The organism is Sphingobacteriales bacterium, assembly GCA_016706405.1.
Taxonomy (GTDB): domain Bacteria; phylum Bacteroidota; class Bacteroidia; order Chitinophagales; family UBA2359; genus BJ6.
Window position 1 is genome coordinate 855,488 of record JADJJT010000002.1, and the last position, 13,267, is coordinate 868,754.

The window sequence follows — 13,267 nt, forward strand, 5'->3', positions numbered from 1 at the left end:
AAAACAGTAATTTTGAGCGTTAATTACTTAACTATACAAACTATATAGCCCATTTAAACGCATTGGCCAGCTTTACCAATTTTTGTAGTTGCCTAATGCTATTTAATTGTTATGTACAACGATACCCACACCTTAGACATCGAAACCTTAGCAGCCAATTTGCACCAAAATCACCACAACACACCCTTGCCTGAAGACAGGCAGGGCGAGGTTTTGGATAATTTTGAAACCCAACAGCTGCCCAATAATTTTAACGGCAAACTATATTATATTGAAAGTTATGGCTGCCAAATGAATTTTAGCGATAGCGAAATTGTTGCCTCTATATTACAAAACGAAGGGTTTGGCAATACCCGCAACTTTGAAGAAGCTGACCTGATTTTTCTAAATACCTGCTCAATACGCGATAAAGCCGAACAGCGAATTCGCGCGCGTTTGCAAGCCCTGAACGCCGTGAAAAAACAACGCCCCAGCACCTTAGTTGGTATTTTGGGCTGTATGGCCGAACGCTTGAAAAATGACCTTTTAGAGCAAGAACGTATTGTTGATATGGTTGTAGGCCCCGACTCTTACCGCGACCTTCCGCGTTTGGTAAACAATGCCGACGAAGGGCAACGTGCGGTAAACGTAATCTTATCGCGCGAAGAAACCTATGCCGATATTAGCCCCGTGCGCTTAAACCAAAATGGCGTTACCGCCTTTGTTTCTATTATGCGAGGCTGCGACAATATGTGCTCGTTTTGTGTGGTGCCTTTTACCCGTGGCCGCGAGCGCAGCCGAAATGCCTACTCAATTATTGCCGAAACACATGACTTAGTACAACGCGGCTACAAAGAAGTTACCCTTTTAGGGCAAAATGTGGACTCGTACAAATGGGAAAACCCCGACACCAAAGAAATAGTAAACTTTGCCAACCTGCTCGAAATGGTAGCCTTAATTGACCCCCAACTTCGAGTGCGTTTTAGCACCTCGCACCCCAAAGATATTACCAACGAAGTGCTGCAAACCATAGCAAAACACCAAAATATATGTAATTACATCCATTTGCCAGTCCAGTCGGGCAGTAGCAATATACTGCAAAAAATGAATCGCACCTACAACCGCGAATGGTATTTAAACCGAATTGATGCTATTAGGCAAATTTTACCCGACTGCGCTATCAGTACCGATTTTATTTCCGGATTTTGCTCCGAAACAGAAGAAGATCATGCCGAAACGCTTAGTTTGATGCAAGAAGTACAATACGAAATGGCCTATATGTTTGCCTACAGCGAGCGATCCGGAACTTTAGCTGCCCGCAGGTATCCGGATGATATAAGCCCCGAAGTAAAAAATCGGCGCTTGAATGAAATAATTGCACTGCAAAACAAACACGCTCTTCAACGTAATTTATCCGATGTAGGCAAAATATTTACCGTTTTAATTGAAAAACCCTCCAAACGCTCGGATAGCGACCTTTGTGGCCGCACCGACCAAAATAAAATGGTCGTCTTTCCGGCAGAAAACTATCAACCAGGTCAGTATGTTGAAGTACTGATTGAAAGCGCAACCTCGGCATCGTTAAAAGGAAAGGTCTTAAAACTAAAAAGTTTTGACCAATGAAAAAAGCTTTGCCGATCTAAACACCTAACAAATAAAGTAAAGGGCCAATACGATTAAAAAATAATGGATATTCAATCAATAAAACAGCGGTTTGGCATTGTGGGCAATTCGCCTTCGTTAAGCAATGCCCTAAGCGTAGCCCTTCGTGTAGCCCCAACCGATTTGTCGGTACTTATTTTAGGCGAAAGCGGCGTGGGGAAAGAAGTTTTTTCGCAAATCATTCATAATGTAAGTCCCCGAAAGCATAACCCCTTTATAGCCGTAAACTGCGGCGCAATTCCCGAAGGCACCATAGACAGCGAATTGTTTGGCCATGAAAAGGGGGCATTTACCAGCGCTCACGAAAAACGCAATGGCTATTTTGAAGTTTGTAACTCGGGCACTATTTTTTTAGACGAGATAGGCGAAATGCCCCTTGGAACGCAATCGCGGCTGCTGCGTGTACTCGAAACAGGCGAGTTTATAAAAGTAGGCTCATCAAAAGTGCAACATACCAATGTGCGGGTTATTGCGGCTACCAATGTAAACCTTATTGAAGCAGTGCGCAATGGTAAGTTTCGCGAAGATTTGTACTACCGATTAAATACTGTACCCATTGAAATACCGCCCCTACGCGAACGAAAAGAAGATATTTATTTGCTTTTTAGGAAGTTTAGTGTAACATTTGCCGAAAAAAATCGCATCCAACCAATATCTTTAGACGAGGCAGCCCGGGAGGTACTACAAAACTATCATTGGCCTGGCAACGTAAGGGAGCTTAAAAATGTAGCCGAACAAGCCACCGTTTTATCGCCCGAACGCAATTTGGGGGTGCACGAAATTACCCAATTTATACCCCGCAACAGCACAGCCCTTACCCGCCTGCCCTTTGGCAACGATGATACTTCGGGGGCCACAAACAATAACAGCCATGCCGGCTACAACGAACGCGAACTGCTTTACAAAATACTGTTTGATATGCGCAAAGAAATTGCCGAACTTAAACATGTTGTTATGCACCTTTCGGGGCAAGAGGGTAACAGCGTTTTATCCGGAAATAATGCTACGTGGGCTGACGAGCCATTGAGTACAGCTTTTCCGGCCAATACGCATAAAATGGCATCGTCAACTAACCCAAATCTTCAACAACCCATTATTATTAATAGTGGCGCCTCTAATTATCATAGAGGAACGAACAATAATACCACCGACAATTTTAATACCCCCGTTGAAGTAGAAGACACCCTTTCAATTGAAGAAAAAGAAAAGGAACTAATACAACGCGCTTTGCGCAAACACCGGGGCAGGCGAAAAGATGCCGCTACCGACCTTGGCATATCAGAACGTACCCTTTACCGAAAAATTAAAGAGTATGACATCAAAGAGTAATGAGTTAGCACACTGTTTTAGTATGAACGGTTGTCGTCAATGGCTACAAATGAGCTTATTTCAATGTTGTATTGCTGCCGTCATTTTATCCGGAACTTTGGGCTGTGGTGTTTACTCGTTTACCGGCGCCGTTGTTGACCCACGCATTGCATCGTATAGTATTGACCAGTTTCCGAACTTAGCTTCGTATGTGTCGCCAACATTGAGTAATACCCTAACCGAAAAAATGCGCGACAAATTTAACAGTAATACCCGCTTAAATCAATTGCCGCGCAATGGCGATTTACATTTTGCCGGCGCTATTGTTCAATACAATGTTCAGCCCGCTGCATCGGGCGCCGGCGACCAAGCAGCCTTAAACCGCTTAACGGCGGGTATTAGAGTTGAGTGTTCTAACAAAATTACACGCAAAACCTGGGTGCAAACGTTTACAACCTTTGTTGATTTTGACCGAAACACCAACCTAAACGATGTTGAACCGCAGTTAATTGACGAAATTACCACCCGATTAGTGGATGATATTTTTAACCGAGCCTTTGCAAACTGGTAAAAACTCCGGATAAAAGTAAATTCGGTGAACAGTTGGCCTTAAAACTATTACCAAATTTTAATATCTTGTTCGGGGGGCGTTTTAAATCCTGCTTTTTTAGGTAGGGTAACAACTAACATGCCGTCTTTGTATGCTGCTGCAATTAGGTTTATGTCGGCAGTTTCGGGCACGGCAAATTGTCTTTCAAAGGCACCATACTCAAACTCGCGCTGATGATATTTTATGCCCGCTGCTTCGTTGGTGGCTGGCTCGCCATCTGAACTAATAACTAAAGCATTGTTTTTAATAGCCAGTTTAAATAATTCTTTGGACATACCCGGTGCGGCTACACGCACTTCAAACGCCTCGCCCGATTCGATGATGTTAATAGCGGGCGTTTTGGTGCCAATTCCGCCACTATTGCCACCAATACTGCCTACTCCGGTATTTGTTAAAACCGTGTTCACGCCTTGGGTAACGGTTTCGACCCCTTTGTTAATAGTTTTAAAAAGTTCAGAAAAAAAATCGTTTTGATTGTTAGACATGATTGATATAAAATTATAAATTAAAAAATATTATTTTAGTGTTGTTTTGCGGCTTATTTGGTATATAAATGGTTTATTTATCTATTGTATGGAGGTCATCAATAAATCAATGGGCGTAAATGCTATATCGAATCGCGACCCCAAGTGTTTATTGGTTAAAGCACCTTTGTAAATATAAATACCGAACCGGGTACCCGGATTGTTTATTAACATGGCATCTAAATTGCCGTATCGTTCGGCTTTAAGTAAAATTGGTGTAAGCACGTGGCTTAAAGCACTTGAGGCCGTTTTTGACACCCTTGACGGTATATTAGGCACGCAATAATGTGTAACGCCGTGTTTTACAAATACCGGATGCTCGTGTGTGGTAATTTTTGAGGTTTCAAAACAGCCGCCTTGGTCAATACTAACATCTACAATTACCGAGCCCGGACGCATTTGGCTTACCATTTCTTCGGTAACAATGGTTGGCGTGCGGCCAGCCCCCGAATGAATGGCACCAATGGCTACATCGGCGTGTTTTAACTCGTTAAGCAGGGTGTTGGGGTTAATGATGGAAGTAAAAACCCGCACATTCACATTATTTTGCAGGCGCATTAATTTATAAATACTGTTGTCAAAAACCCGCACCTCGGCACCTAAGCCTAAGGCTGTTCGGGTGGCAAATTCGCCCACAACACCCGCTCCTAAAATAACTACCCGCGCTGGCGGCACCCCCGATATGCCACCCAATAATAAGCCCTGTCCATTATTAGTACGGCTTAAATATTCGGCAGCAATTAGCAGCGAAGCATTTCCGGCAATTTCGCTAATAGCCCGCACAATTGGGTATGCGCCGGCCTCGTCTTTTAAATATTCGTAGGCAAGGGCGGTAATTTTGCGCTGCATTAAGGCTTCTAAATAATTTTTACCAACGGTTGGCAGGTGTAATGCCGAAAAAATAATTTGGTTCAATTGTGTATGAACCATTTCGTTTAAAGCTAAGGGGGCAACTTTAACAATAATATTAGCTTCGAAAACGCGCTTGGTGGTGTAGGCAATTTCTGCACCGGCTTCGCTAAAATCGCGGTCAGTGAAATTAGCGTTTTTGCCTGCGCCTGTTTCAACTACTATTTTGTGGCCATTATTTACAAGCAAAGCTACCGACTCGGGGGTAAGGGCAACCCGGTTCTCTTGAAAATGGGCTTCCTTGGGCACACCAATAAACAATTGTTGTTTGCGTTGTTGTACTAAAACTCTTTCCTCTTGTGTTACTGTACTTTGCAATATTTCGGGGTAGGTCATAATGGATGCAATGAAGCTCAAATTTCAGATAAAAATTACAAAATAAGAACATAAAATATGATAAAACCGTTCATTTAGCTAAAAATAACATCCGGATAAGGTTTTTTAATGCTTTTTTGGACAGATATGTTTTTATAGCTCCGCAAAACGTTTTTAATTACATTCATATTGTCTTGTCAGCTAAAATATCCGGATAATAAAATGGACAACTTTGTTTATATGAATTTTATCGCTTGTAAATTAAAAAGTTCATCTTGTAATTAATCAAGCAAAATTAAGACAATTATGTTTATTGTAAGCGACTATTCAACCAATATTAAGCCCAAAAAATTGGTAAGGTAAAAATTTATGCGTATCTTGCGCCCTTCAAATTAATATATAATAATAATTTGATATTTATTTTGGTTTGATTTTTTAATATGGAGCACCTGCGCAAAAGTTCAATTCAGAAATATTTAAATAATTCGGCAAATAATACTATTTTGGCGCGGGGACGTACCATAAAAAAAGCTAACGGCTGCCAGCTTGTTTCATTAGATATAGAAAATGAAAAAGCACTATACCACGTACAAAGCGACAGTATGGACGGCAGTTACCAAGTTAATATCAGTAAATTTGGCAGCTCGTTAACTTTACAAATTAAATGCGAGTGTGCCTATAACTGGAGCGGGTTATGCAAACACGAAATAGCAGCTTTACTTGACTTAGACGAGCAACTACAACATATAAAATACGACCAATCGTTTACAGTGCTTCACATGGCCAGTATTAACGAGTCGGTAATACAATCGTGCTTGCCCAACGAACTATACCAAACAGCCCGCCAGTTGGCCTTTTCAGACCACGCCGAAATTGAAACAATAGGCCACCAAACCATTAAAGCTAAGCTTAAATATAAAAATGCAGACTACGAGGTTACCATAGCCAAAGATGGCAAACAATTTAATACCACTTGCAACTGCTCAGACACAGACTATAAAATTTGCCTGCACAAAGCCATCGTTTTTTTGCAGATGCGCTTTAAATATGGCACAAATGCTTTTGCCGGATTGGCTAATTGGAACGATTATAAAAATAGTTTGTTAGCTGAATACGGATACTCCCTAAACGACGAGGGTTTATCCGGAAAATTTGAGTTTAGAATGACAGACGACAAACCCGAGTTAATTGTTCTTGACCCGTCTTTAATTAAACTCAGCCAAATTAATCAAATTAGTGAAAAATACGAAAACAGTTTCAACAACGCAACCAACAATAACAATACCGAAGCAAAAAACGCCATTTTTGAAGGCTTAAAAGCCTACAAAAAAGCTAAATCAGAAGACGACCGCTTTGGCTTAGGCTATGTATTTGTACTGCATCGCGAATACGAAAAAAACTTTGAACTGCTGCCAATAGTTGGAAAACTAAACCCCGAAACCCACCAAATTAGTTCACATATATCTAATTTTAACGATGCCTTAACAAAATGGCAAACTGTTAATACATTTAGTATTCCCGAAATTGATGCTGCCGATAATGCGCTACTAAAAATTATCCGGAATTTAACGCAGCTAACTTTATCGCTAACCGCCGAAACCTCAGCTACAAAAATAGTAAATATAAATAGTTATAGCCGCAAAAAAAACAATCCAAACGCATCGCTCGAAAAACAAGAAGAGCTTTTTTATCAGTTACAGCCTGTGCTAATAAAAGCTTTTGAACTATTAAAAAACAAACAAGTATTTTACCATAACAATATCGGAAAAAGTTTAAGCTTAAACAATTTATTACCGCTACAACTTATAACTGACCCTATTAGTTTGGGGTTTGTTTTGGAGGAAACCTCTGATCTTTACTATTTAACCGGATATGTAAAAACAGCATCGGGCTGGCAAATACCTTTTGGCGAGCTAACTTTATACGCGCCCTGCCTGCTTTTTGTTAACGATCATTTGTTGATTTTGCCCAATGGTAAAGACCTTGCCCTCATTAAGCACTTAATTAATAATAATGGATTAAGCATAAAAAAAACTGCATTTCCGGTACTATTGCGGCAGTTAATTTTGCCCCTCCAACTGCGCTACGAAGTAGCTATCAATATTAATCAAAATTGGCAAAACATAGCCCCTAAACCACTTGCCCGCATCTATTTAACCGATGCTAACGACGAAATGGTCGCTTTTCGTCCGGCGGTGTATTACGAAGGCTATATGGTTAGCCCCGACAATTTAGAAGCCACTTTTGTAGTAGAACAACAAGGTGAATTGTACCAAATTACCCGAGACAAATCTTTTGAAACCCAGTTTTTTGATTTTTTTGCCCAACAACACCCCCTGTTCAACGAGCAATTAAGCCAAAACCCAACCGCACCATATTGCCTGCTACCTTTTGACGAGCTGCTTAAAGATGCTTGGTTTTTAGATTTTGCCGCTGCCATGCACGCACAACAAATTGAGTTGATGGGGGTTAAGCAACTTAGCAGGTTTAATTATAGTTTGCATAAACCCGAAATGCAATGGCGCGTTAGCTCGGGCATTGATTGGTTTGATATGGAGGCCGATATAAAATTTGGCACCGAAACCGTAACGCTTAAAGATGTGCAACGTGCAGTTATGCGCAACGAGCGCTTTGTAAAACTTAGCGATGGCACCATGGGTGTTTTGCCCGAAGAATGGCTAAAACGCTACGAAACAATATTAAAAATAGGCGATGTTAAAGGCAATAAACTAAAACTATCGAAAATTCACTTTTCCCTGCTCGACGAACTTTACCAAGAAATTGACGATGCTTCAACTTTATTGGAACTTGAAGATAAAAAACGGAAACTGCGCCTTTTTAATCAAATTGAGTCTAAACCATTACCCAAAAATGTATTGGCCAACCTGCGCCCATACCAAGCCGAGGGCTTTAACTGGCTTACATTTTTAGATGAATTTAAATGGGGGGGCTGCCTTGCCGACGATATGGGGCTGGGCAAAACCTTACAGGTGCTTACCTTTTTACAGCACCAAAAACAACAAAACAGCTTACAACACCATTTAATTGTAGTGCCAACCTCCTTGTTATTTAATTGGGAGGCCGAAGTTCGCAAATTTACGCCGGATTTAACCTTTTACACCCACCACGGAATTAACCGCAACCGCATTGGCAAACAACAGTTCGACGAATTCGATTTAATTATTACCTCGTATGGAACTTTAGTGGCAGATATTGAACTATTTAGCGATTTATATTTTAGCTATATTGTTTTAGATGAATCGCAGTCTATCAAAAACCCTAATACCAAACGGTACAAAGCAGTGCGTTTACTAAAATCGCATAACCGGATTGCGCTTAGTGGAACACCCATTGAAAACAATACCTTCGATTTATATGCCCAAATGAGTTTTTTAAATCCTGGTATGTTAGGCAGCACCGAATTTTTTAAAACCGAATTTGCCAACCCAATTGATAAAAATAACGATACCGAAAAAGTTGAAGTTTTGCGCAAACTAATTTTCCCGTTTGTGCTGCGCCGTACTAAGGAAATGGTCGCAAAGGATCTTCCGGAAAAAACCGAAACCACGCACTACTGCGAAATGGGATCACAACAACGCCGCATTTACGAAGCTTTCAAAAATGAATATCGGTTTAAAATTTTAGACCGAATAGACCAAGACGGAATGGAAAAATCGGGAATTTATATTTTAGAGGGCTTACTTAAATTGCGGCAAATTTGCGACTCGCCCGCCTTATTGCCCGGCCCCGAAGATTACGGCCATGAATCAGCTAAATTAGATGTTTTAATGGAATTGTTGGAAGAAATTACTAATAACCACAAAATATTAGTTTTTTCGCAATTTCTGGGCATGTTAGACCTGCTGCGCCAGCGCCTCGAAAAAAATAATATTACCTATACTTATTTAGACGGCTCGACAAATACAAACAATCGCCGCAATGCTGTCGATAAGTTTCAGGAGGATGAACAAGTTAGGGTGTTTTTAATTAGCCTCAAAGCTGGCGGTTTAGGGCTTAACCTTACTGCCGCCGATTACGTTTTTTTGCTTGACCCTTGGTGGAACCCTGCCGTTGAAGCCCAAGCTATTGACCGCACCCACCGGATAGGCCAAACCCGCAATATTTTTGCCTATAAAATGGTTTGTAAAGATTCGATAGAAGAAAAAATACTACTGCTACAAGCCAAAAAGAAAGCCCTTGCCTACGACTTAGTAGCTGCCGATGCAAAATTTGTAAAACAACTTACCCGCGAAGATGTGGCTTATTTGTTTACCTAAGAACAAAATTTAAATAATAAATTTTAACTGCGTATTTGATAGTGGGCCAGATGAATGGTCACCACTTAATTTTGAATCCGGATAAAAAAGTAGGCGATGGAGGGCAAATCAGGCGGTCTTATAAATTCCATTTCTCCGGATAAATTATTTTTTTAAAAAATTAATAATCTGCGGCTAACAAAATTTTAATTGCAGCGTGTAGTTGAATAAAAGTCAATGCGTATTTGTAATAATACAATTTATGGCTTAAATTTAACAACACTACAATCAACTTTAGTTATGAACAGGTTTAATTTTTTATTATTACAATTTATCTTTCTTCTTTTTATCTATGTTAACTTCACTGCGAATTGTTCGGCTCAAAATGTTTGGCTTGGTGGGTTTGTTTGCAACCCAAACAATTGGAACACCCCCGCTAACTGGTCTTTACATCACGTACCCGATGAGTGGGATGTGGTAGTTATACCAAATACTGAAACAACAACAAGACATTATCCGACTATCAATACAGATGCCGGAACTATTAAACAACTTATATTGGGCTATAATGCTTATGTAAATGTTACATCGTTAGGCAGGCTAACCATAGAATTAGCCACTGAAAGTACGAAAACCAATACAGTTTGCTCCACTGTTTTTGAAAACACAATTCTAAACCAAGAATTGTTTGACAAAACAATTTACAGTGCCAATAAAATTCAGCCATTAAGCAGTTTCGACAGCACGCTTATCCGGAGTTATTAGTACTTTTTATGCCCTTGCTTGCGTACAATTATTTCTATCAAATTTGCCCTTCAAAAAGAAAGCACCTACTAAATATCACTTGTAAGCAAAGCTTGGGCAATAGCGCAAAAATCGGGCACTTTAAGCGATGCACCACCAATTAAACCACCGTCAACATTTGGCTGGGCAAACAACGAGGCCGCATTTTGGGCATTACAGCTACCGCCATACAAAACAGGTATTTGATTGGCAGTAGCTTGCCCGTATTGGTTGGTTAAGTGTTGCCGTATATAGGTGTGCATTTCGCCGGCTTGTTGTGGGGTGGCGGTTTGACCCGTGCCGATAGCCCAAATGGGTTCGTAGGCAATTACAATTTGCTGCATGGCTGTTTGAGGCAAATCAAACAAACTTTGAGTAAGTTGTGTACCCACCCACTCGAACTGTTCGTTGGCGTTGCGCACTTCAAGCGGTTCGCCGCAGCAAAAAATAACCTTTAAATTAGCAGTTAGTGCGGCTAAGGTTTTTTGGGCAAGTATGTCGTGGGTTTCGTGGTTATACTGACGGCGTTCGCTGTGGCCAATAATAACATAACCCGCCCCGGTTTGGGCAATTTGTTGTGCGGCCACTTCGCCGGTATAAGCACCCGCTGTAGCCCAATGGCAATTTTGTGCTCCTACGCCTAATAAATTAGGTAAATTTAAAGCGGTTACCTGCTGTACCACTTGCGCTAAATAAATTGAAGGCGGACAAAATAAAACGGTGTGCTGTTTGTGGTTTGGAGGTAGGGCGGGTGTGTTTATTAATCCGGATAAATATGCCCCTACGCCGGCCACTAAATCATGGGCTTCAGTGGGCGACAGGTTCATTTTCCAGTTTCCGGCTACAATTTTTTGACGCATATCTTTCTTGATAAAATTTAATTTTGTTTAAGATTTACCGTACAAAGATAGGCTTATTTTTGCTCTTTTTAAGGCAAAAAAACTGGGTTTTTCTTGGGCTGTTAAATTAGATGTTTTTTGCTATTTGTCGCCAAATGTCAATGTCGGCAGGCACTAATTCAAAATTTAAGATATCGTTGGCATATACCCATTCTACGGCATCGTGGTCGGTAAGCATAATATTACCCGCCAAGATAGTGGCCTGATAAGCTAAAATAAAATAGGTTTTTGTGTTTTTACAAACTATATGGGTTGCCAACAAATTACCCACTAAAATATCAAGCGACAATTCCTCTTTAATTTCGCGCTTTAGGGCAATAGTGTCGGTTTCATTGCCTTCGACTTTGCCGCCCGGAAACTCCCACAAGCCAGCTCCATACCTGTCAGTTTGGGCACGCTGGGCTAATAAATATTGCCCTTTTGCATTTTGCATTACCGCAGCTACAACACGAATTTGAAACATGAGAATATAGAAATAGAAAAAAAGTAAGCACTAAAATTAAAACATAAACATAAAATTGCTTTGTAAAGTTTAATATTTGGCTTTATCCGGAGATACCACATTAAACACAAACTTATTTGTGTAATTGTAGCAGTTTTCGGCATTTAGAATCAATAGTTTTATTTTCAGGTTTTTTCCAAAAAAGTGTAAAATCGTTGTCGGCATGATAATTGGGTTGGCCTAAATAATATACATATTTTAAATTATTCACACCGTTATTTTGTAAAATCTGCTCAACCAAACAATGGCAATAGTTGGTAATTAATTGCATATTGACGTTATTGTTATTATTGTTTGCATGATATTTGGCGCAGCTATTAAGTGCTAACTGCCTATAACGCTGACTTTCAAGACTATCGGGGCGCTCTAAAAACAGCCAGTTTAAAGTAGGGTCGTCTTTGTGATATACCAATTTAAACCGCGAGCCTGTATCAACAGGCCAACCGGTGGGGGCAATATACGCTTGGAGTAAATTATTAAAAGGCAGTTCAACTGTGCCAAAATACATATCTGAATTAACCGAGTAAGCATACACTGCTAAGTTTTGGTTATTATTTGCTTTTTCCGGAAAATAGGAGGTATCAATAGGCATTACTTTAGGACCTAATTTTACAATAACGGCAGTAGTGGTGGTGTTTTCGGCAGCATTATTTTCAAAAGCTAACGAAAGCTCGTTGTTGTGATGCCATTTGATAATACGCATACCAAAAAATATAATAAATAATAAAATTGATAAAAACCCAAATCCAATTCCAAACTTTTGCAGTAAATTTTTGCGTTTATTGGCCTTCCCTAATTTGCTGGTCGAAAATTCGGGGCTATTGAGCGTATATTTAAAGCCATTGGCATTTTTTGTGATAACTATTTCACATAATTCGCTGTCAACAAAAAATTGATACAATTTATTGGTTTCAACTTTTTCGTGGTACAAATCGCGTCCATCGAGTCGAATTAACAACTCGCGCGAAATTGGCGAGTGAAACAACTCAATTAAATGTTGCTGCAAAACACCATGTAAAACCCATCGCTCTTTGTACATGAATTGTATAAATAAATGAAATTAAAATTTTATTCTTATTATTAACAAATCTAAGGCGCACCGGCGCAGTTTATACCACAATTTGAAAACGTTTTTGTACCTTTGCAAAAAAATTCATATTTGGCAATATCAAACAACAAATAATTTATATTTGTATAACTAAATTGAGCTGCGCTCTATTGTGCAAAGATAGGTTTATTTAAGTAAATTATTTGTAAAACTCATGCGTATGTAAACCAAATACTTTAACCGGAGGAAGTAATATTAGGTATATAAAACTGCGTGCAGCGAGGTAAAAATGAGCTAAATTTTTTTAATCCGGATAAAGATTATAAAATCCAAACACCTGTTATTTCTATTGTATCCGGTGCAATCTCCTTGGTGCGCAACAATAAACACCGCATCAAATTTTTTATTCCTTAAGCTAAATTAATAAACAGATTAATATTAGATAGCCTTTTTGCTTCTACTTATACTTTTG

At 39.8% G+C, this 13,267-nt stretch carries 10 protein-coding genes; 5 read left to right on the forward strand and 5 right to left on the reverse strand.

Annotated features, from left to right (window positions below):
• Positions 1-111: 111 nt before the first annotated feature.
• The 3 genes from miaB (at position 112) to IPI59_09720 (ending at position 3,520) form a co-directional block, all read left to right on the forward strand.
• A complete protein-coding gene (gene miaB / locus IPI59_09710) occupies positions 112-1,602 on the forward strand; it encodes a tRNA (N6-isopentenyl adenosine(37)-C2)-methylthiotransferase MiaB (protein ID MBK7527809.1) in 1,491 nt (496 codons plus the stop codon).
• A 63-nt stretch (positions 1,603-1,665) separates the two neighbouring features.
• Complete coding sequence (locus IPI59_09715) at positions 1,666-2,970, forward strand: sigma-54-dependent Fis family transcriptional regulator (protein ID MBK7527810.1); 1,305 nt, start codon at positions 1,666-1,668, stop codon at positions 2,968-2,970.
• Entirely contained in the window at positions 2,954-3,520 is a 567-nt protein-coding gene (locus IPI59_09720) for a hypothetical protein (protein ID MBK7527811.1), read from the forward strand. The genes IPI59_09715 and IPI59_09720 overlap by 17 nt, the downstream gene beginning before the upstream one ends.
• A gap of 47 nt (positions 3,521-3,567) precedes the next feature.
• Here IPI59_09720 and IPI59_09725 read toward each other — a convergent pair whose 3' ends face one another.
• Both IPI59_09725 and IPI59_09730 read right to left on the reverse strand, forming a co-directional pair.
• Positions 3,568-4,044, reverse strand: a complete 477-nt coding sequence (locus IPI59_09725) for an Hsp20/alpha crystallin family protein (protein ID MBK7527812.1) — start codon at positions 4,042-4,044, stop codon at positions 3,568-3,570.
• Between the two features lie 81 nt (positions 4,045-4,125).
• Positions 4,126-5,328, reverse strand: coding sequence for an alanine dehydrogenase (locus IPI59_09730; GenBank protein MBK7527813.1), 1,203 nt, complete (start codon positions 5,326-5,328; stop codon positions 4,126-4,128).
• A gap of 419 nt (positions 5,329-5,747) precedes the next feature.
• Between IPI59_09730 and IPI59_09735 the strand changes: the two genes are divergently transcribed.
• Positions 5,748-9,584: an SNF2 helicase associated domain-containing protein gene (locus IPI59_09735; GenBank protein ID MBK7527814.1), complete on the forward strand. Its 3,837-nt coding sequence runs from the start codon at positions 5,748-5,750 to the stop codon at positions 9,582-9,584.
• Positions 9,585-9,863: 279 nt separating this feature from the next.
• A complete protein-coding gene (locus IPI59_09740; GenBank protein MBK7527815.1) occupies positions 9,864-10,328 on the forward strand; it encodes a hypothetical protein in 465 nt (154 codons plus the stop codon).
• 68 nt (positions 10,329-10,396) lie between these two features.
• Here the strand turns inward: IPI59_09740 and IPI59_09745 are convergent, their stop codons facing one another.
• The 3 genes from IPI59_09745 to IPI59_09755 form a co-directional block, all read right to left on the reverse strand.
• Positions 10,397-11,206 carry a triose-phosphate isomerase gene (locus IPI59_09745; GenBank protein ID MBK7527816.1) on the reverse strand — a complete coding sequence of 270 codons (810 nt, stop codon included), beginning with the start codon at positions 11,204-11,206 and terminating at the stop codon, positions 10,397-10,399.
• 106 nt (positions 11,207-11,312) lie between these two features.
• Positions 11,313-11,708 (reverse strand): (deoxy)nucleoside triphosphate pyrophosphohydrolase, encoded by a 396-nt coding sequence (locus IPI59_09750; GenBank protein MBK7527817.1) that lies wholly within the window; start codon positions 11,706-11,708, stop codon positions 11,313-11,315.
• Positions 11,709-11,820: 112 nt separating this feature from the next.
• A complete protein-coding gene (locus IPI59_09755; protein ID MBK7527818.1) occupies positions 11,821-12,786 on the reverse strand; it encodes a hypothetical protein in 966 nt (321 codons plus the stop codon).
• Positions 12,787-13,267: the final 481 nt, after the last annotated feature.